The organism is Allobosea massiliensis (assembly GCF_042655245.1).
GTDB lineage: Bacteria > Pseudomonadota > Alphaproteobacteria > Rhizobiales > Beijerinckiaceae > Allobosea > Allobosea massiliensis.
Window position 1 is genome coordinate 196,197 of sequence record NZ_JBHSLU010000004.1, and the last position, 20,363, is coordinate 216,559.

At 66.5% G+C, this 20,363-nt stretch carries 18 protein-coding genes; 17 read left to right on the forward strand and 1 reads right to left on the reverse strand.

Annotation, left to right across the window (positions count from 1 at the left end; genetic code table 11):
* From ACFPN9_RS01955 to ACFPN9_RS02025, 15 genes are all read left to right on the forward strand, one after another.
* Nucleotides 1-987, forward strand: a complete 987-nt coding sequence (locus ACFPN9_RS01955; RefSeq protein WP_377815127.1) for a branched-chain amino acid ABC transporter permease — start codon at nucleotides 1-3, stop codon at nucleotides 985-987.
* Nucleotides 984-1,733, forward strand: coding sequence for an ABC transporter ATP-binding protein (locus ACFPN9_RS01960; RefSeq protein ID WP_465247891.1), 750 nt, complete (start codon nucleotides 984-986; stop codon nucleotides 1,731-1,733). The genes ACFPN9_RS01955 and ACFPN9_RS01960 overlap by 4 nt, the downstream gene beginning before the upstream one ends.
* Nucleotides 1,726-2,460, forward strand: a complete 735-nt coding sequence (locus tag ACFPN9_RS01965; RefSeq protein WP_377815129.1) for an ABC transporter ATP-binding protein — start codon at nucleotides 1,726-1,728, stop codon at nucleotides 2,458-2,460. The genes ACFPN9_RS01960 and ACFPN9_RS01965 overlap by 8 nt, the downstream gene beginning before the upstream one ends.
* Nucleotides 2,457-3,275 (forward strand): alpha/beta fold hydrolase, encoded by an 819-nt coding sequence (locus ACFPN9_RS01970; protein WP_377815132.1) that lies wholly within the window; start codon nucleotides 2,457-2,459, stop codon nucleotides 3,273-3,275. The genes ACFPN9_RS01965 and ACFPN9_RS01970 overlap by 4 nt, the downstream gene beginning before the upstream one ends.
* A complete protein-coding gene (locus tag ACFPN9_RS01975; RefSeq protein ID WP_377815134.1) occupies nucleotides 3,272-4,057 on the forward strand; it encodes an enoyl-CoA hydratase/isomerase family protein in 786 nt (261 codons plus the stop codon). Before ACFPN9_RS01970 ends, ACFPN9_RS01975 begins: the two co-directional genes overlap by 4 nt.
* Nucleotides 4,058-4,059: 2 nt before the next feature.
* Complete coding sequence (locus ACFPN9_RS01980; protein WP_377815136.1) at nucleotides 4,060-5,220, forward strand: CaiB/BaiF CoA transferase family protein; 1,161 nt, start codon at nucleotides 4,060-4,062, stop codon at nucleotides 5,218-5,220.
* 5 nt (nucleotides 5,221-5,225) lie between these two features.
* The gene (locus ACFPN9_RS01985; RefSeq protein ID WP_377815138.1) at nucleotides 5,226-6,395 is read left to right on the forward strand and encodes an acyl-CoA dehydrogenase family protein; all 1,170 of its coding nucleotides are present in this window, start codon (nucleotides 5,226-5,228) and stop codon (nucleotides 6,393-6,395) included.
* Nucleotides 6,395-8,503 (forward strand): acetate--CoA ligase family protein, encoded by a 2,109-nt coding sequence (locus ACFPN9_RS01990; RefSeq protein WP_377815140.1) that lies wholly within the window; start codon nucleotides 6,395-6,397, stop codon nucleotides 8,501-8,503. The genes ACFPN9_RS01985 and ACFPN9_RS01990 overlap by 1 nt, the downstream gene beginning before the upstream one ends.
* The gene (locus ACFPN9_RS01995) at nucleotides 8,493-9,872 is read left to right on the forward strand and encodes an MmgE/PrpD family protein (RefSeq protein WP_377815142.1); all 1,380 of its coding nucleotides are present in this window, start codon (nucleotides 8,493-8,495) and stop codon (nucleotides 9,870-9,872) included. The genes ACFPN9_RS01990 and ACFPN9_RS01995 overlap by 11 nt, the downstream gene beginning before the upstream one ends.
* A 16-nt stretch (nucleotides 9,873-9,888) precedes the next feature.
* The gene (locus tag ACFPN9_RS02000) at nucleotides 9,889-11,019 is read left to right on the forward strand and encodes an NADH:flavin oxidoreductase/NADH oxidase (RefSeq protein WP_377815144.1); all 1,131 of its coding nucleotides are present in this window, start codon (nucleotides 9,889-9,891) and stop codon (nucleotides 11,017-11,019) included.
* A 5-nt stretch (nucleotides 11,020-11,024) separates the two neighbouring features.
* Nucleotides 11,025-12,401 (forward strand): MmgE/PrpD family protein, encoded by a 1,377-nt coding sequence (locus tag ACFPN9_RS02005; RefSeq protein ID WP_377815146.1) that lies wholly within the window; start codon nucleotides 11,025-11,027, stop codon nucleotides 12,399-12,401.
* Nucleotides 12,398-14,413, forward strand: coding sequence for a CaiB/BaiF CoA-transferase family protein (locus tag ACFPN9_RS02010; protein ID WP_377815148.1), 2,016 nt, complete (start codon nucleotides 12,398-12,400; stop codon nucleotides 14,411-14,413). The genes ACFPN9_RS02005 and ACFPN9_RS02010 overlap by 4 nt, the downstream gene beginning before the upstream one ends.
* A gap of 579 nt (nucleotides 14,414-14,992) precedes the next feature.
* A complete protein-coding gene (locus ACFPN9_RS02015) occupies nucleotides 14,993-15,640 on the forward strand; it encodes an SOS response-associated peptidase (protein WP_066735703.1) in 648 nt (215 codons plus the stop codon).
* A 224-nt stretch (nucleotides 15,641-15,864) separates the two neighbouring features.
* Nucleotides 15,865-16,830, forward strand: coding sequence for an omptin family outer membrane protease (locus tag ACFPN9_RS02020; protein WP_082735061.1), 966 nt, complete (start codon nucleotides 15,865-15,867; stop codon nucleotides 16,828-16,830).
* A gap of 203 nt (nucleotides 16,831-17,033) precedes the next feature.
* Nucleotides 17,034-18,017 carry a succinylglutamate desuccinylase/aspartoacylase family protein gene (locus ACFPN9_RS02025; protein ID WP_066735709.1) on the forward strand — a complete coding sequence of 328 codons (984 nt, stop codon included), beginning with the start codon at nucleotides 17,034-17,036 and terminating at the stop codon, nucleotides 18,015-18,017.
* Between the two features lie 8 nt (nucleotides 18,018-18,025).
* Here the strand turns inward: ACFPN9_RS02025 and ACFPN9_RS02030 are convergent, their stop codons facing one another.
* Nucleotides 18,026-18,616 carry a helix-turn-helix domain-containing protein gene (locus tag ACFPN9_RS02030; RefSeq protein ID WP_066735712.1) on the reverse strand — a complete coding sequence of 197 codons (591 nt, stop codon included), beginning with the start codon at nucleotides 18,614-18,616 and terminating at the stop codon, nucleotides 18,026-18,028.
* 132 nt (nucleotides 18,617-18,748) lie between these two features.
* Here ACFPN9_RS02030 and ACFPN9_RS02035 point away from each other — a divergent pair, with 132 nt between their 5' ends.
* Nucleotides 18,749-19,504: an ABC transporter substrate-binding protein gene (locus tag ACFPN9_RS02035; protein WP_066735714.1), complete on the forward strand. Its 756-nt coding sequence runs from the start codon at nucleotides 18,749-18,751 to the stop codon at nucleotides 19,502-19,504.
* A 187-nt stretch (nucleotides 19,505-19,691) separates the two neighbouring features.
* The gene (locus tag ACFPN9_RS02040) at nucleotides 19,692-20,354 is read left to right on the forward strand and encodes an amino acid ABC transporter permease (RefSeq protein ID WP_066735725.1); all 663 of its coding nucleotides are present in this window, start codon (nucleotides 19,692-19,694) and stop codon (nucleotides 20,352-20,354) included.
* Nucleotides 20,355-20,363: the final 9 nt, after the last annotated feature.

Consider the following 20,363-nt stretch of genomic DNA (forward strand, 5'->3'; position numbering starts at 1 on the left):
ATGGCACGTCAATCCAATGTCATGATCGCGCTCGGCGTTCTCTCCGCGCTCGGTCTCGTGGCGAGCACCTTCTGGGATGCTCCACAGATCAACAATTGGCTGTTCCGCGCCTCCACACTGATCATGCTCGCGACGAGCTGGAACCTGATGGCCAATGCTGGCCTGGTTTCGCTGGGGCACTCGGCCTTCTGGGGCGTCGGCAGCTATGCCGCGATCCTGTCGGCCAATGCCTGGAGCGGCTCGGTCCTGGGAACGCTCGTCGTAGCCCTGCTCGCAGGCGCCTTGATGGGCCTGATCGTCGCTGCCGTCACCGGCGGCCTGAAGGGCATCTTCTTCGCGATCTCCACGCTGGCTCTCTCGGAGGGGCTGCGCATCTCGGCGCTGATGCTGCCCGACGTCACCGGCGGCGCCGTCGGCCTGTTCCTGCGCCAGGATCTGCGGCCGAGCCAGCACACGCTGTATCTCGTCGCCGCGCTCGCCGCCGTCGCCAGTGTCGGCGTGGCAATCCTGATCTCGCGCTCGAAATTGCAGTTCGCCTCCCGCGCCATGCGCGACAACGAGGCTGCGGCCCAGATGCTCGGCATCGCACCGCGACGGCAGCGCATGATCATCGTCGCCATCTCGGGCGCGATGGCTTCGGCGGCGGGCGCGATCAACGCCTGGTACGGCGGCTATCTCGACCCCGAGGTCGGCTTCACGCTGCACAACACCATCCTGGCGCAGATCGCGCCGATCCTGGGCGGCATCCACACGCTCGCAGGTCCGGTCATCGGCTCCTTTGCGATCATTGCGCTCTCCGAGGGCACCCGGATCTGGTTCGGCAACATGGAAGGCGTCAGCCAGATGACCTTCGGCCTCGTGCTGGTCATCTGCATTCTGTTCCTCCCGCGCGGCATCGAGGGCGTGATGCAAGGCCGCAAGAAGAAGCAAGCTACGGCGGACGCTCTGTCCCCAGCGCTGGCGACCGGTCCCGGAGGCAGGTCATGACCACCATGCTGTCTGTCCGCGATCTCCATGCCGGCTACGGCGAATCCAGCGTTCTCCAGGGACTGAACTTCGAGCTCCAGAAAGGGGAGGTCGTCTGCCTGCTCGGCGCCAACGGCGCCGGCAAGACGACGACGATGGCGGTGCTGTCCGGTCTCGTCGACGCCAGCTCGGGAAGCGTGACCTATGATGGCGAGGATCTGCTCGCCATGCCTTCCCATCAGCGGGTCGAGGCCGGGCTGTCGCTCTCTCCGGAAGGACGCAAGGTCTTCCCGAACCTCACCGTCGAGGAGAACCTGGTCCTCGGATCGTTCAACGCCAAAGCACGCGCCGGCCGCTCCGCCCGGCTCGAGGAGGTCTACACCCTGTTTCCGCGGCTTGCGGAACGACGCGTGCAGAGCGCCGGGCTGATGTCGGGCGGCGAGCAGCAGATGCTGGCACTGGGCCGGGCCATCATGGCGAAACCGAGGCTCCTACTGCTCGACGAGCCGTCCCTCGGGCTCGCGCCAATGATTGTCCAGGCGGTTTTCGAGGCGATCCGCAAGATCGCCTTGACCGAGATCACCATCTTCCTGGTCGAGCAGAACACCCATGCCGCGCTGAGCGTCGCCAGTCGCGGCTACGTCATGTCGGCGGGCCGCATTGTCCACGCCGGCAGCGCCGCGGAGCTACGTCAGTCGCCCGAGGTTCGGGACGCCTTTATCGGCGGCAAGTCCGCCCGCACGATCCGGGAGGCTCGTCATGCTTGAGATCAGCAGCCTCACCAAGATTTTCGGCGGCCTGACCGCCGTCAGCGATTTCTCGATGACTGTCGGCAAGGGCGAATTCGTCGGGGTCATCGGCCCGAACGGCGCCGGCAAGACGACGCTGATGAACCTCATCACCGGGTATCTCCCTCCATCGTCGGGCGATATCCGTTTCGAGGGAGCCTCGCTGGTCGGCCTGGCACCGTACCAGATCTCGCATCGCGGCATCGGGCGCACCTTTCAGGTCGTCCGCCCCTTCTCGGAGATGTCGGTCGAGGACAACGTCATGACCGGCGCGCTGTTCTCCGGCCAGCGTGCCGCGACGCTGGCCAAGGCCCGCGAGGCGGCAGAGTTGCCGATGGAACTGACGGGCCTGACCGCCAAGCGCCATGTCATGGCCGGCGCACTGACCCTGGGCGAGAAGAAGAAGCTCGAGCTCGCAAGGGCGCTGGCGACGAGCCCGCGGCTACTCCTGCTCGACGAGGTTATGGGCGGCGTCAATCGCGGCGAGGTCGATGAGCTGATGCTCGTCCTGCAGCGCATCCATGCGGCGGGCGTCACGATCGTGATGATCGAGCACCTCGTCGAGGTCATCATCGCGCTCTCGATGCGCGTCGTGGTGCTGAACTTCGGTCGCAAACTCTACGAGGGCTCCCCGGACGAGGTTGTCGAGCATCCCGACGTCATCGAGTCCTATCTCGGCCGGCCCCTCGACGTGGAGGCCGCATGAACGCGCATCCGAAAGCCCTGGCCGTCTCGCCGGAGTACGTCGGGTCGCTCACGGTACGCCGGTACGGCGATGGCCCGCTGCTTGTTCTCGTCCATGGCGGCGTCGGCTCGGCAAGCCACTGGATTGCCAATCTTGAGGCGCTTTCCAGGCGGTTCGAGGTGGCGGCGGTCGAACTGCCGGGCTACGGCGACGCGCCGGCGCCGCGCGAGCGCGACGCGCTCGGCTATGTCGAGGAGGTCATTGCCTCTTTCGCTCAGATCGCGCCTGCGACCAGGCAGTTCGGACTGGTCGGCTTCAGCTTCGGTGGCGTGATCTCGGCCGCCGTGGCGCGCAGGCTCGGCACGCGCGTCCGCGCCTTGTCGCTGCTGGGTCCCGGCGGCTTCGGCATTCCCGCGGGACGGGACGTCACCCTGCTGCCCGTGCCTCCGATCACCGAGGACCCCACGGGCCATGCCGGGGCGGTCGCGCAAAATCTCGGCACCTTCATGCTGGCAAGCGCGCCCGCGCCGGACGATCCGGTGGTCCGCCTGCAGAGCGAGAACATCGCCCGCACGCGGTTCGACAGCCGCAAGTTGAGCTTCCAGGATCGGCTGATCGACGATCTGCGCGCGAGCTCCACTCCCCTGCAGTTGATCTGGGGGGAGAGCGACCGGCTGCCCGTGCCCTCGATTGCGGCGCGCATCGATCTCGTGCGCAGAGCGCGGCCGGACGCCGAATTCCACGTCGTCCCGGATGCGGGGCACTGGGTCCAATTCGAGGCTCCAGATGCGGTGGACGCCTTGCTGATCAATTTTCACGAGCGAGTGGCCATATGACTGAATACGAGACATTGCGGGTCGAGCGCAGCGGTTCGGCCCTAATCCTGAACCTCTACCGGCCCGAGCGGCGCAACGCCGTCAGCCTGCAGATGATGGCTGACATCATCGCAGCTTTCGAGGCGGCGGAGGACGACGCCGAGACGCGCACCATCATCCTCTATGGCGGCGCCGAGTATTTCTCGGCCGGCGCCGATCTGACCGAAGCCGTCAAGATCAAGACTGCGACCGACGGCACCCGCTACTTCAACAAGTGGCACGCGCTCAACGCGACTCTGGAGCATTCCTCGAAGCCGGTGATCGCCGCGATCGAAGGCTTCTGCATGACAGGCGGCCTCGAACTCGCGCTCGCGGCCGACCTGCGCGTCGCCGCAGAGGGAGCGACCTTCGCCATCACCAGCGCCCGCATCGGTACGGTCGCCGGCGCCGGCGGCACGCAGCGCCTGCCGCGCGTGGTCGGCATCTCGAACGCGCTGGACATGCTGTTCGCGGCCGAGCCGATCGACGCCGCCGAGGCGCTCCGCATCGGTCTGATCAACCGTCTGACTGAGCGCGGCGGCGCATTGAAGAAGGCACTCGAAATGGCCGAGCTCTACGCCACGCGCGCCCCGCTCAGCCTCGGCTTCGTCAAGCGCGTCGTGCATCGCGGCATGCAGATGGACCTCGCCTCGGCGATCGAGTTCGAAACCTTCCTCGTCACCACGGTCTACGGCACCAAGGACAAGCAGGAAGGCATCACGGCCTTCCTCGAGAAGCGCCGCCCTAGCTTCAAGGGAGAATAACGATGGCCGATCGCAAGCTCCCACTCGACGGCATCAGGATCGCCGATTTCAGCCGCCTTCTGCCGGGCCCCTGGTGCACGCAGATGCTCGCCGATCTCGGCGCGGAGGTGATCAAGGTCGAACACCCCGACGGTGATCCGAGCCGCCACAATCCGCCGCTCTATAGCGCGGAGAGCGTCTATTTCTGCTCCGTGAACGGCGGCAAGACGTCGCTCGCGCTCGATCTCTCGACGCCGGAGGGGCGCTCGGCCGCCCATGCGCTGATCGCCGATGCGGACGTGCTGGTCGAAAGCTATGGCCGGGGCGGCGCCGAAAAGCTCGACGTGCACTGGGACCGCGCCAGGGCGCTGAACCCACGGCTCGTCTATTGCAGCATCACCGGCTTCGGCCAGACCGGGACGCTTGCTCCCATCGCGGGCCACGATCTCGCCATCCAGGCGGCGACAGGCCTGCTCTCGCTCGCCGACACGCCGGCGCCCGCCTTCCAGGCCGCCGACTATGCCGCGGCGACGATGGCGGTCATCGCCATCATGGGCGCGCTGCGCAACCGCGACCGTGACGGGCAAGGCACCTATCTCGACTTGGCGATGTTCGATGCCTTGTTCGGCATGGGCAATATAGGCTTGGCCAGCGCGCTCGGGCGCCATGCCGGCGGGTCCGGCACGCCTAGCATGGAAGTCTGGGGCGGCAACCCGCGCTATCGTACCTATCCGACGCGCGACGGCAAGAAGGTCGCGGTCTGCCTCCTGGAAACGAAGATCTGGCGCAAGTTCTGCGAGCTGATCGGACGTCCCGATCTCGATTTCGCCGATGAGGGCCACAAGGCCCGGCTGTCGAGCCATGGCGAGCGCGCCGAGCTCTTCCGCGAGGCCATCGCGAGCTACTGCCTGGCGCATGATCGCGACGAGATCGGCTCCGTCATGACGAAACTGGCCTTGCCGGTCATCCCCGTCCTCACGCCCGACGAAGCCGTCGCCAGCGACCATGTCCGCAGTCGCGGGCTTGTCGAAGCCGTCGAGCATCCCACGGAAGGCCACACCTTCACACTGCGCAGCGGACTAATGAATTCGGGCGTCATGCGCCCGCGCAGGGCTGCCGCTCCGCTGATCGGCAATGCCGGCAAAGCTTTCTCTTCCTCCGCAAGAACCGGCACAACGGGCTGACACACATGGATTTCAATCTGAACGAGGAACAGGTCCTTTTCCGCGACTCGGTCCGGGCCTTCGCTGAGCGTCATCTCGCCGCCGGGGCGCTCGAGCGCGCTCACAGCGACGACTATCCCTGGGATGTCGCGAAGATGATGGCCGAGCAGGGTCTGCTCGGAATCACCGCCAGCGAGGCAAGCGGCGGCGTCGGCGGGACGCTGATGGACGCCGTGATCGCTATCCAGGAGATCGCACGCTCCTGCCCGCGCTCGGCGGACGTCGTCCAGGCCGGCAATTTCGGTGCGATCCGCGTTCTTATGCAGTACGCGACGCCCGAGCAGCGCGAGCGCTACCTTAAGCCGTTGCTCGAGGGCACCGCGCTCATCTCGGTGGCCATGACCGAGCCCAACGCCGGCTCGGCCGTCACCGAACTGACGACCACGGCGAAGGAAGACGGGGACGGCTTTCGCCTCAGCGGCAGCAAGATCTTCACCACCCACGGCACGCACGCGACGGTGTTCCTCGTGTATGTCCGCTTCGGGCCGGGCGTCGGCAATATCGGGTCGGTGCTCGTCGAGCGCGGCACCGAGGGCGTCACCTTTGGTAAACAAGTGCGCTTCCTCTCCGGAGAGGAGTGGAACCCGATATTCTTCGACAACGTCTACATCCCGCGCGAAAACGTGCTGCTCGGGCCGGGCGGCTTCAAGAAGCAGATTTCTGGCTTCAACGTTGAGCGGATCGGCAATTCGTCGCGCTCGCTCGCGCTCGGCCGCTACGCTTACGACGTCGCACGCGACCATGTGCTGACCAGAAAGCAGTTCGGTCGCCCCCTCGCCGACTTCCAGGGCCTTCAATGGAAGTTCGCCGAGATGAAGATCCAGCTCGATGCGGCCCAACTTCTGCTCTACCGAGCGGCCGCCAGCGCTGATCGCGGCTTTCCGTCCGCGGAAGAGACCGCCATCGCGAAGGTCGCCTGCAACAGGGCGGGCTTTAACGTCGCCAACGAGGCGATACAAGTCATGGGCGGCGCCGGCTACAGTCAGGATTCACTTGTCGAATACTGCTTCCGCCGCACCCGCGGCTGGATGATCGCCGGCGGCACCATCGAAATTCTGCTCAACCGCATCGCCGAGCACGTCTTCGATCAGACGTTCCCGCAGCGTCTGCCATCGCTCGCGAAGGTCCCGGCCTGATGACCCCCGCAACTCTTCCGGACGCCCTGTTCAGTCCTCGCAGCATCGCCCTCGTCGGCGCATCGGGCGACGAGAACAAGCATGCTTCGCTGCCGCATCAGTATCTGCGCCGACACGGTTACGGAGGGGAGATCTTCCCCATCAACGCCAATCGCGATTCCGTCTTCGGCGAGCGGGCCTACAAAAACGTCGACCAGATCGGCAAGCCCGTCGATCATGCCTTCATCATGCTGCCGACCCATAGCGTCGTCGACGCCGTGACGGACTGCTGCAGGGCCGGCGTGCGTTGCGCGACGATCCTCTCGAACGGGTTTGCGGAGAGCGGGGGAAGCGGACCTGATCGGCAGCGCGAACTGGTGGATATGGCGCGCGACGGCGGTATGCGGCTTCTGGGCCCCAACAGCCTCGGCATCATCAACCTTCCCGACCATGTCGCCTTGTCGGCGAACGAGATCCTGTCACTGCCGGAGCTGAAGGCCGGTCGCTACAGCCTGATTTCGCAGAGCGGCAGCCTGATCGGCGCGGTGCTATCGCGAGGCCAGGAGCGCGGTCTCGGCTTCGCCAAGATGGTGTCGGTCGGGAATGAGGCGGATCTCGGTGTCGCGGAAATCGGCGAGATGCTGATCGACGATCCCGCGACCGACGCGATCCTCCTTTTCCTCGAAACGGTGCGCAATCCATCCGGTCTTGCCTCCATGGCGCGCCGCGCGTTCGGCGCCGGAAAGCCGGTCATCGCCTTCCGCGTCGGCCGATCCGAAGTCGGCGAAAAACTCGCCGCGTCTCATACAGGCGCCATCATCGGCAACGGCGCGGCCATGGATGCGTTTCTTCGCGACATCGGCGTGATCCGGGTCGAGACGCTCGATGCGTTTCTCGAGATCGGGCCGTTGGTGAAGGGGCGCCGACCGCCTTTGGGACGCCGCGTCTCGGTGATGAGCACCACCGGCGGCGGCGGAACCCTCGTGATTGACGCGATGTCGCGCCACGACGTCGAGATTGTGGCGCCTTCCGAGAGCGCGGTTCGCAATCTCGCCGAGCAGGGTATCACGATCAGCCGCACGCCATTGGTAGACCTGACGCTCGCCGGCACGAACCCGCGCACCTATGGCGCCGTGCTGCGCGAACTGATGGCATCCCGGGATTGCGACCTCGTCGTCCCGGTCGTCGGCTCGTCCTCCCAGTTCAGACCGGACAGGGCGGTGTTTCCGATCACCTCCGCCGTGAAGCATGATCCCGCCAAGCCCGTCGCGGTCTTCCTGACCCCACATGCTGAAGCCTCGCTGAGCTTGCTCTCCGAGGCCGATGTCGCAGCCTTCCGGACACCGGAATCCTGCGCCGACGCGATCCGCGCCTATTTCGATTGGCGGGCGCCGCGCCAGATCCTGCCGGCTGTTTTGCCCAATGGCATCGCGGAACTCCTCGAAGCCGCGCAGGGCGACTCGCTCGACGCGAAGGCGGCGGGCGCAATCTTCGCGCAACTCGGCGTCCCCATGGCCTCGGAGTGGATCCTGCCGGCGGAGATGTCGGCCATTGAGCAGATGTCCCTCGGCGACATGGCCTATCCGGCCGTCGCCAAGATCCTGTCACAGGACATCACCCACAAGACGGAAGTCGGCGGCGTTGTCGTTGGCTGCGCCGACGAGGCGGCGCTGAAGGCCGCGTGCCGCCAGATCCTGGCAAGCGTCCGCAAGGCCGCCCCGGATGCAAGCCTGAGCGGCATCCAGGTCCAGCCCATGCTCCGCGGCATCGGCGAGGCGCTGCTCGGATACGGGCTCGACCCCACGGTCGGCCCGGTGGTCACCCTCGGCGTCGGCGGGGTCCTGACGGAGATCTATCGCGACGTCTCGGTCAGGATCGCGCCGGTGGACGTCGACGAGGCCCGCCGGATGATCGCGGAGGTTCGCGGCTTTGCGCCGCTGCGCGGCTATCGCGGCATGGACCTCGGCGATATCGAGGCTCTCGCCAAGGCGATCGCCGCCTTCTCCCGGCTGGCCTTCTTCGATGTCGAGGAGGCCGAGATAAACCCGGTACTCATCGGCAGGCAGGGCGACGGCGTCGTCGCTCTCGATGCGCTGTTGATCAAGGGCGGACGTCGCGATGAAAGCTGACACCCACATCCCCGACGGCCCGACCACGGAACTAGCCGCGTTCTGCGCGGGCCTGCGCTACGATCATCTCGACGAGGCTGCACGGCGCGGCGTGCGCAGGCACCTGCTCGACACCTTCGGCGCGATCATCGCCGGCACGCAGGGCTCGCCGGCCCGCATCGCGGAGCGCACCATCGCCGAGCTCGAGCCGGAAGGCGACATTCCCCTCCCCGGCTTCTCGGCGAAGCGCCAGCGCCTCTCCGCCGCCTATCTGATGGGCGCGAGTGCGCATGGCCTGGAACTGGATGACGGCTATCGCGCCGGCTCCGTCCATCCCGGCGCGCCGGTCATCCCCGCCGTGCTCGCCGCCGCCTGGGGCAACAAGGTCGACGGGCGACGCGTCGCCGCGGCAATCGCCGCCGGATACGAGGTGGTGACGCGCGTCGCAGAGACCGTCCATCCCGCGTCCCGCAAGCGCGGCTTCCACAACACGTCGATCACCGGCGTGCTGGGGGCGGCCGTCGCAGTCGCCTCTGTGCTCGGGCTCGACGCCCGCCAGACCGCCCATGCTCTCGCCATCGCCGCGAGCTCGGCAGCGGGCCTCTTCGCCTTCCTGCACGGCGGCGGGGAGATCAAGCGCCTCCACCCAGGCTTCGCCGCGCGCGAAGGCCTGCTGGCCGCGCATCTGGCCAGAAACGGCATGACCGGCCCCGCCGGCGTGCTGGAGATCGAGGACGGCTTCCTGCAGGCTTTTGCGGGCAAGGCCGACGCGGGCAAGCTCGTGGCCGGGCTCGGAGAATCCTTCAACATCGCCCGCTGCTACATCAAGCCCTATGCCTGCTGCCGGCATCTGCATCCGGGGCTGGACGCGGTCATCGCCATCGCGCGGGAAGAGGGCGTCGCGCCCGGCGATATCGCCGCCATCGAGATCGGCACCTATGAGATCGCCGCCGGCCATGCCCATGGCGGCTGGCAGGACATGCCGTCGGCACAGATGAACTACCGCTTCTGCACGGCACTGGCGGCGACCAGGGAACGCGTCGGCATCGCCGATTTCGATGCGGATGTGCTGGCCGAGGCCAACGTCTCGGAGCTCGCCGGCAAGGTTGATGTTCGCGTCGACGACGCCTGCGAGGCTGACTATCCGCGCCTGCGCTCGGCCAAGGTCCTGGTCAGGACGAAGGCCGGCGCCGAGCATCGCCGCTATGTCGACGAACCTCTCGGCTCGGCGCGCCATCCGCTCAGCGACGAGGCCCTGCTCGCCAAGTTCGACGAGATGGTCGTTCCGGTCCTCGGAGAGGCCTCGAACCAGCGGCTCAAGGCAGCCGTGCTCGCCATCCAGCAGATCGACGACATCGACGCCCTGCTGACGACGCCCAACGCAAAATGAGAAGAGGCCCGAGGACATGTCGAAGACGATGCTCTTTTCACCGACGACGCTGCGGTCCGTCACCTTCGACAACCGGATCGTCGTCTCACCGATGGGTCAGTACTCGGCCGATGCCGAAGGCCGCGCGACCGACTGGCACTTGATGCATCTGGGCCATCTCGCGGCGTCCGGCGCCGGGCTCGTCTTCACCGAGGCGACGGCCGTCGAGCCGCGCGGCCGCGTCAGCGGCAAATGCCTCGGCATCTGGTCGGACGATCATGTCGAGGGCCTGCGGAGCGTCGTCGATTTCTGCCGGCGGCACGGCGGCGCGAAGCTCGGCATGCAGCTCGCCCATTCCGGCCGCAAAGGCTCCGTCACGGTTCCCTGGGAGAAACAGGTCGGCATGCAGGACGGCGAGGGCGGCTGGCTGATGGCGAGCCCGTCCGCGGTTGCCTATCCCGGCCGCCCAATGCCGGAAGCTCTCGACGAAGCGGGACTGGCGCAGGTCAGGGACGCCTTCCGCGACGCGGCGATCCGAGCCGACGCTGCGGGTTTCGACATCATCGAAATTCACAACGCGCATGGCTACCTGCTGCACTCCTTCCTGACGCCCTTCGCCAATGCCCGCACAGATGCCTATGGCGGCAGCCTGGAGAACCGAATGCGCTTCCCGCTCTCGGTCTTCGAAGCGGTTCGCGCGGTCTGGCCGGAGCGCAAGCCGCTGGGTGTCCGCATATCGGCGACGGACTGGGCCGAAGGCGGCTGGACCCCGGAGGAATCCGTCGTCTTCGTCCGCGAGCTTGAAAAGCGTGGCTGCGACTACATCTGCGCCTCCAGCGGCGGCTCTACCGACAAGCAGAAGATTCCGATCGGACCCAGCTATCAGGTTCCCTTCGCAGAGCAGATCCGCCGCAAGGTCGGAATTCCCACCATGGCAGTGGGGCTGATCACGCAGCCGCAGCAGGCCGAGGACATCCTGACAGGTGGGCAGGCCGACTTCGTCGCCCTCGGGCGGGGCATGCTCTACAACCCGCGCTGGCCCTGGCACGCGGCGGCCCAGTTCGGCGAGGAAGTCTATTTTCCGCCGCAGTACGAGCGCTCCCACCCCTCCATGCGCGCCGGCGACTTCCTGAAGCCATTTCGTGAACGGCAGACCGCGGAGAGCTGAGCATCATGACGCACGACGTCGATCACACGCAGGCTTTTGCCGCAGAGCTTCTCGCACTAGCTCCGGGCTCGCTCGGCGAGGCCGACCGGATCCAGCTCCAGTCGTTGATCCTCGACTATACCGGGGTCGCTTTCGGCGGCGCGGAACGTCCCTGGATCGTGGCGCTACACCGCTGGGCCGAGCGTTACCGCGACACCGGCCCGGCCCGGATCGTCGCCAGCGACATCATGGCGACGGCCGAGATCGCCGCCTTTGTGAACGGCGCCGCCGGTCACAGCTTCGAGCTCGACGACACACATGACGCCTCGATGAGCCATCCCGGAGCGGTCGTGATCCCGGCCGCGCTGGCCGTCGCGGCCGAGACCGGAGCCTCGGGACGGGACGTGATGGCGGCCGTCGCAGCCGGCTACGAGGCCATGGCGCGCATCGGCATCGCCGCGCGCGCCGAGCGCCTCATCGCCACCGGCTTCCACCCCACGGCGGTCCTCGGCGTCTTCGGCGCCGCCGCCACCGTCGGCAAGCTTCTTGGTCTTGATGCGGACGGCATCAGCTGCGCCTGGGGCCACGCCCTGTCTCTCTCTGCCGGATCGATGCAGTTCTCGCAGGAGGTCACGGGCGCCGAAGTCAAGCGGCTTCATGCCGGATACGCAGCCCGCAACGGCGTCCTCGCCGCGCAGATGGCGCTGGTGGGAATCGATGCTCCGCGTCGCAGCCTCGACGGTAAATACGGCTTCCTGGCGCTCTATGGCAACGATGCCATGCTGGGCGAACTGAACAGGATGGGCCCGAACGGCCTCGCGATCCACGACATCAGCATCAAGCCCTATGCCTGCTGCCGTCTCCTGCATTCGATGATCGACGGCCTGCGTACCACGACCGGCAATTTCTCAGCGACGGTAGACCAGATAGCCTCGATCACGGTGCGCGGCCCGCGCAAGCTCGTCGAGCAGCACATGGTGCGCCGCCCCCAGACACCGATGGCGGCGCAGTACAGCCTGCCCTACACGGTCGGCGCGACGCTTGCCTATGGGCCGGAGCGTTTCGACGCCTTCGAGGCCGCCAACCTGTCGGACGCGCGCATCCTCGCCTGGGCGGACCGGGTCGAGGTCGAAGCCGACGAAGCGCTCGAAGCGTCCTATCCGGCTCATTTCGGCACTGAGGTCGAGGTTGCCTTCTGCGATGGCAAGCGCCGCACGGAGCGCGTGCTCGACAGCGTCGGCACGCCGGCCAATCCCATGGGCATCGAGCAGCTCAGGCTGAAGGCGCACGCACTCGTCGGCGGCCGGCTGAGCGACGCCGCGTTCCAGACGCTGCTCGACGAGATCCAGTCCTTCCCAACCATCTCGGGCGTCGGCGGCCTTCAGGATGCGTTCGCGCGATGACGCTCGAACAACGCCTCGATGGCCTGACTGTTCTGGAGTGGGGCTCGCGCCCCGCGGTCAGGGCTTGCGGCGGGCTGCTCGCACAGCTCGGCGCGACCGTGATCGACCTCACCGGCACCGCTCCGCAGGATGCGCTCTCCCGCTTCAAGACACGCCTGCCCGGAACGAGCGAGGCGCGCGCCGAGGCGCTGGCCCGCGCCAATGTCGTCCTGCACTCCTCGGACCGTCGCGACGAGATGGCGCTTCCCGCCTGCCGTCACGACCAGATCGTGCTCGACATCACGGTCGACCAAACGGGCGAGCACGGCCACTGGACCGAGCCGCTCCTGCAGGCGGTCGCAGGCATCTCCGATATAACCGGGACAACGAACACGCCGCCCACCATCTGCGCCGCTCCCGTCGTCGAGCTGCAGACCGCCATCTTCGCGGCGGCAGGCATCCTCGTGGCCTGGCCGCGCCTGGCCGCGACGGGCGAAGGGCAGCAGATCTCGCTCTCGCTCATCGATTGCGCCCTGAACGGGCTCTCGTCGTTCCTGCCGTTGGTCTATGCAGGAAAGACGCCGCATCGCTCGGGCAACCGCCATCCCATGGCAGTTCCGTGGAACTCCTACAGGACCAGCGACGGCTGGATCCTGCTGTGCTCGGCCACCGACGAGCATTGGGTGAAGCTCTGCACCCTGATGGGCCGGCCCGGGCTCGCCCAGGGGGCCTTCGCCAGGCTGGCCGACCGCGTCCAGCAATGCGAAGCAGTCGACGGGCTGGTCGAAGCCTGGACGTCGACGCTGTCGGTCAAGGATTGCGTCGCCGCGCTGAACGCGGCGGGACTCGCCGCAGGGCCGATCCTGACGCTCGCCGAACTCGGCCAGGACCCCAATCTGAAGCATCGCCGCTCCGTCTCGGAGGACGACAGGCCCGCGCCGCTCGGCTTCCTCAAGGCGCAGCCGGGCCGTGGCTCGACGAATCAGGCCAGCGCCCCGCAACTGCCGGCCCAGCCGCTGGCAGGTCTGCGCGTGATCGAGATCGGGCAGTACACGACGGCCCCGCTCGCGGCCAAGCAGCTCGCTCTGCTCGGCGCCGAGGTCATCAAGATCGAGCCGCCCGGCGGCGAAGCCTCCCGCGCCTGGCCTCCGCATCAGGATGGGCAGGGCTACTTCTTCACGATGAACAACGCGAACAAGCGCAGCTGCCTGCTCGATCTGCGCAGCGACGCCGACCGCCAGACTTTCGCGAGTCTGCTGGAACGGTCCGACGTTCTGATCGAGAACATGAAGCCGGGTTCGCTCGACAAGCTCGGCTTCGGCTGGGAGCGGCTTTCGGAGCTCAATCCCCGGCTCGTCTATTGTGGGATATCGGGCTTCGGCCAGGATTCCGCATATCCCGGCCGGCCGGCCTTCGACACGGTGGTCCAGGCGATGTCGGGGCTGATGGATGCGACAAGGGCGGGAGGCATCCCCTTCAAGCTCGGGATTTCGGCCGCGGACGTCACCGGCGGCATCGCCGGCCTGCTGGCCGTGATCTACGGGCTCGAGCAACGCCGGCAAACCGGGCGGGGCACGATGATCGACCTTTCGATGCAGGATGTCAGCGCGTGGCTAACGCAGACCCTGTGGGGCACGTCCTCGGCCGATCCGTACTCGGTGGTGCCATGCGCCGACGGATACGTTGTGGCGGCGTGCCAATCTCCGACGGCGGACGAGATCATCGGCTCGAGAACCGTCCCGATGCGGGCCGCCGCGATCGCGCTGCTGGAAGAGGCCCGCATCGCAGCCGGCTCCGTCCGGACGCTCAACGAAATCGCCGGAGCTGAGGCCGGCGACGACACCCGTTCGATCCAAACCCACGTCGATGGCAACGGCAGGTCGTGGCCCCTGTTTCGATGCCCATATCACTTTTCAGTCGAAAAGACCGTCGCGACCGTGGCGATCGGGCCTCTCGGGGAGGCAAACGCCTATGTCGGCGAGATCTGTGCGCGGCCCACTCCGGCTCTGCCGGACAGTAGCCATCTAGCTTGAAGCTGGTTGACCGGTCGCGATCAGCGCGCCGGGTCCGTTTCCAGTTGACCATCAGGAGCGCCGCCTCAAAAGCCGATCGCGGAGCATGCATTCCGCCGTCCCGTCGACCGCGACGCGGCCGACTTCGAGATGGGCATGCGATCTCCATTAGACTCAATTGGCGCCCCGAGCCACGGCGCTGCGATCAGCATCGTCTAGGATTACATTGTGCTTTCACACAGCAGCCCTCGCGGAATCCGAAAACGCTGTTATAAATCAGTACTAGATAGCCTGTTGGAGGTTCGAATCCCTCCTGGTCTAACGCCAGCTCGCAATATCCCGACACAACCCCATCGGACCTGCATCACGATGCACACGGGAAACGACCGACGCGGCGTCAGGTCCCGGCGGATGTGTCAAGTGGTTCGGTTGTTAAACCGAAATTGAAGGTGCGTTTGGTTGTGGGGGGCTGGTATGAGTCCCTCTCCCGCTACCAACGGATCTCCCAGGATCCACATTGTGACAGTGCTGACCTCCGATCCATCCATCCGGCTCTCCTGATCGCCGTATCGGGTCCATGTCGGGCAAAGGGTCGAGGCGATGTGCAACCTCTACAGCCACACCCGCAACATCGAGGCGATGCGCAAGCTCTTCGCCACCTTCGACGTCGCCGCGCAGATCGTGCCGCAGCCCGGTATCTTTCCCGACTATGCCGCGCCGATCATCCGCAACGAGGGCGGGATGCCGACGCTGGCGATGGCGCGGTGGGGCATGCCCTCGCCCGCCTTCGCGCTCGAAGGCAAGAAGACCGACCCCGGGGTCACCAATGTGCGCAACACCAGGAGCCCGCACTGGCGCCGCTGGCTCGGCATCGAGAACCGCTGCCTCGTGCCCTTCACATCCTTCAGCGAGTTCAACAGGGCCGAGGGCGGCGACATCTGGTTCGCCTTCGGCGAGGACCGGCCGACGGCCTTCTTCGCGGGAATCTGGACGCCGCACTGGGCCAGCGTGCGCAAGCTGAAGGAAGGCCCGGTCTCGGTGGATCTCTACGCCTTCCTGACCACCGATCCCAATGCCGAGGTCAAGGCGATCCACCCCAAGGCCATGCCGGTCATCCTGACGACGCCCGAAGCCTGCGAGACCTGGATGACCGCGCCCTGGGAATACGCCAGCGCGCTCCAGCGTCCCCTGCCGGACGGCGCGCTCCGGATCGTCGCGCGCGGGGTGAAGGAGGATGGAAGCAGATAGCGCAGCTTCAGCATGGCGCTTGGGGTATTCGACACTTGGGAAATCTGCAAACACGTGGATGGGGAAGCCCGGAATACTGAACCGCCAAAACCGACAGAAGCTCAACCGCAGTGACGGCAGACGGAATTGACGTTGCGCGAAGACGTCAGATCGGCCTTCCAAGTATGGTTAATCGTTTATTGAGACAAATTGCGTCCAATCGCCCTTGAACCGGGAGATGGACGATGCCGAGTCGCAGTGGATGGTTGATGACGTTTGTCGGGTTCGTCCTCCTGTCGGGCCCGACGCTGGCGCAAGGCTTCGATCCCGGCTCGGCGACGGGGGCTGCCGGCGAGCCGATGTTCAGCGTGACACCGTCGATCGGCTATCTGCGCAGCGTTTCGACAGAAAATGTCTATGATCCGTTGAGCCGCAGCAAGATCAGCCAGCTCGACTGGAAAAGCGAGGCGGTGACGCTCGGCGGTCGCGCGGCCTTGCGTCCGTTCGACGGGGTCGTCCTCCGTGGCAGCCTCTGGGCGGCCGTGGCGTCGGAGGCCGACATGCGCGATCGGGATTGGCTCTTTGGCTACCGGGGCGACGATTCCTGGAGCCACCAATCGCTGCACCCCGACACCCGCGTTCCGAAGGCATGGCAAGCCGATGTGAGCGTCGCCTATCGAGTCATCGACGGCGGGGATTTCGCAATCTCCGCCCTGGCCGGTTTCCGCCACTATGACATCAAGTACCGGGCTTATGGCGGCAGTTATGTCTACTCGCAGAATGGATTTCGCGACGCGGTCGGAAACTTCGATCCGAGCCGCCTGGGCATCTCCTATCGGCAACAATGGGATACGCCCTATCTCGGGCTTGGGACGACCTATCGGGGAGAGACGCTTTCGCTGTCTGCCGAACTGTATGGCAGCCCTGCGAGCTTTGGTCGGGACCGCGATTATCACGCGTTACGCTATACGCTCTTCACGGAGAAGTTCTCGCCTTCCGCCATGATCGGCGCCAATCTCGCGGTCGAGTACCCGCTGACCACGGCTTTCTCGCTCGTCGGCCGCGTCGATTATACCAAATACTTCGAAGCCAAGGGCGGCACTCGGATCTACGACGCCGCCAGCGGCCAGTTTGCGCGGATTCCCAAGCCGGGTGCCGGGGCGGACGCCGAGGCGCTGAACGTCTCGCTCGGCGTCAGGGGAAAGATCTGACGCACAGACTCGTACGGGCCGCGTCCGCGACGACCGGCCGGTCGACCGACATGGCATGGGCGGAGAGCGATGGGACACGGTGTGTGTCCTCCTCCACCGGCCCTGGGGTCGCATCACGACCCTTCTCTGCGGAGACGAACTGGCGCAAAGGGCCAGCTTGGTACCCAGCCTCGCCGCCCCCCACTTGCCCACCGGAACCGCCCATGACAGCCCCCGCCGACACCACCTGGACCGTTCCCGCCACTGACGCCGCGCCGCTGGAGAGCATCCGCTTCCATGGCCTGCAGGCCGGGCCGAAGCTGCTGGTGCTCGGCGCCGTCCATGGCAATGAGAGCTGCGGCCCGAAGGCGATCGCGCGCATTGTCGAGAATTGCCGGGCCGGCCGGCTGCTGATCGCGCGCGGCGAGGTCACCTTCGTGCCGGTCACCAACCCCAAGGCCTATCGCCAGAACACCCGCGAAGGCGACCGCAACCTCAACCGGGATCTGCGCGAGCGGCTGCAACCGGTCGACAACGAGGACCGCATCGGCCGCCGGCTCTGCGCCCTGCTGCGCGAGCATGAGGTTCTGCTCGACGTGCATTCCTTCCGCGGCGAGGGCGAGCCCTTCGTCTTCTTGGGGCCGGAGGACAATACTGGCCCGCTCGAACCCTTCCGGCACGGCGCGGCGGAGCTCGCGCTCGCCGCCTGCCTCGGCGTGCCCGTCGCGATCCATGGCTGGCTCGACAACTATGTCCAGATCATCGCCGCGCGCGAGCGGCTGAACCTGCCGCCCCTGGCCGTCACCGAGGGCTTCGGCACGACAGAATTCATGCGCTTTGCCGGGCGCTTTGGCGTGACGCTGGAATGCGGGCAGCATGACGACCCCGCTTCCGTCGAGATCGGCTATGCCGCCATCCGCAATACGCTCGCCCATCTCGGCCTGATCGACGCGCCCGCTCCCGCACCGGCGCTGACTTCAGTGATCCAGATGACCGAGGTGGTGATCTGCGAGGCGGCGGGCGACCGGGTGGCGCAGGGCTGGAAGACCGGCGACCGCGTCCCGGCCGGTGCCCTGCTGGCGACGCGCGCGGATGGGACCGCCGTGACCGCGCCGAGCGACGGCTTCGTCATCTTCCCGAGCACCACGGCCAAGCCCGGCGAGCCGATCTGCCATTTCGGCGTGGCGAGCCCGCGCCGGCCGCTCTGAGCGCGCCTTCAGAGGCAGTTCACCCAGAGAACCCGTGTCTCGCCCGAAGCCGCATTGGCGAAGCGGTGCGGCCGGGAGGACAGGAAGCGGAAGCTGTCGCCCTCCTGCAGCGTCCAGCTCTCCTGCTCGACGCTCAGGCTCATGGCGCCGTTCAGAACAAGCCCGGCCTCCTCGCCGCCATGGGTGTAGAGTTCGTCGCCGGTGCTGGCGCCCGGTTCCATCTCGACCAGATAGAGGCTGAGCTTGGCACCCTCGCTGTGCGGGGTCAGGAGCTGCTTGCGGATGCCGGAGCGCCAGAGCTGCAGCTCGCTGCGCCCGCCCGCCCGCACGATCGTCGCGGTCTGGGACGAAGCCGCCTCCCCGCCCTTGGGAAAGAGATCGCCGATGCCGACGCCCAGCGCATCCGCCATGCTGGCGAGCGCTCGCAGCGTCGGCGAGGACTTGCCGCGCTCGATCTGGCTGAGGAAACCGATCGAGAGATTGGTCCGGCCCGCCAGATCGACCAGCGAGAGGCGACGCTCGCGGCGCAGGCGGCGCAGACCGGCGCCGATCTCTGAATCGACTTCCGGCCGGGACGGCGTGGCGGCAGGGCTGCTCATGAAGGCTCCATTCGTCGCCGCTATTTCATGCACGTGAAATCGCTTGCCGACAAGTTTGTCCTATGCTCGTATCTTCACGCAGGTGAAAATTGCCGTGCCATTCAGACACAGGCCCAACCGGGGGATTTTGCCATGGAACGTCGCACCTTTCTGTCGATGCTGGCGGGCGGCGCGCTCGCAGCCGGGCTGACCCCGGCGCAGGCGCAGGCGGTGCTGAAGGTCGGCTCGACGCCGACGGGCAGCCCCTTCACCTTCCTCGACACCAAGACCAACACCATCGAAGGCGTGATGGTCGATCTGATCAAGGCGATCGCCGCCGTCTCCGATTTCAAGGTCGAGGTCGAGGGCATGCAGTTCTCGACGCTGATCCCCTCGCTCACCGGCAACAAGGTCGATATCGTCGCCGCCGCGATGTACATCACACCGGTCCGCAAGGAGGTGATCGACTTCTCGGACCCGATCTACACCTATGGCGAGGGCCTGATCGTCCCGGCCACCGACACGAAGGACTACGTCACGCTCGAAGACCTCAAGGGCAAGACGATCGGCGTCCAGATCGGAACGGCCTATGTCGACAAGCTGCAGAGCTCGGGCCTGTTCTCGGAAGTGAAGCTCTACAAGACGCTGCCGGACATCCTCGCCGATGTGAACGCCGCCCGCGTCCAGGCCGCCGTCTTCGACCTGCCGATCATCGCCTACAACCTCTCGCAGGGGCAGTTCCCGCGCGTGCGCATCGTCAAGAGCTACAAGCCGGTGATCTCCGGCTCGGTCGGCATCGGCGTGCGCAAGACCGACGGCGAGCTGCTGAAGAAGATCAATGCCGGCCTCGCCAAGCTCAAGGCCGACGGCACGGTCGACAAGATCCTGGCCAAGTGGGGCCTCGTCTGAACCTTCAGTTCGGGTTCCTGAACCACACCGTCATCCCGGGCGCAGCGAAGCGAAGACCCGGGATCCATTCCGGAACCGTTCCGGCATGGATCCCGGATCGGCGCTGCTGCGCAGCTTGTCCGGGATGACGCGGGAGGCTCGCGAGACTCCCGCAGAGACGATCATCAGGGCTCATCACCGGAACCGCATGCAAACCTTCCTGCGCGACGCCACCCAGTTCCTGCCGCTGCTGCTGCAGGGCATCAAGTTCACGGTGATCGTGGCGCTGGGCTCGCTCGCGCTGTCGACGGTGCTCGGCCTCGTCTGGGCGCTGATGCGCGTCTCGGGCATCGGCTGGCTGGCGACGACCGCGAAGATCGTCGTCAACACGCTGCGCGGCATCCCGATCCTGGTGCAGCTCTTCTACATTTACTTCGTGCTGCCCGAGTTCGGCATCGCGCTGACGGCGCTGCAGGCGGCGATCATCGGGCTCGGCATCGCCTATTCGGCCTATCAGTCCGAGAACTTCCGCGCCGGCATCGAGGCGATCGACCACGGCCAGATCGAGGCCGCGCAGTCGATCGGCATGGGCTGGGGCCTGACCATGCGCCGGGTGATCCTGCCGCAGGCGATCCGCCTCGTGCTGCCGCCCTATGGCAACATCATGGTGATGATGCTGAAGGATTCCTCGCAGGCCTCGACCATCACGGTGGCGGAGCTGACGCTGCAGGGCACGCTGATCGCCTCCTCCACCTTCAAGAACATGACCGTCTACACGCTGGTCGCCCTGCTCTACCTGGCGATGTGCCTGCCGCTGATGGGGCTGGTGAGCTGGCTCGAACGCCGCTTCGGCAAGGGGGCCAGGCGATGACCGGGCATG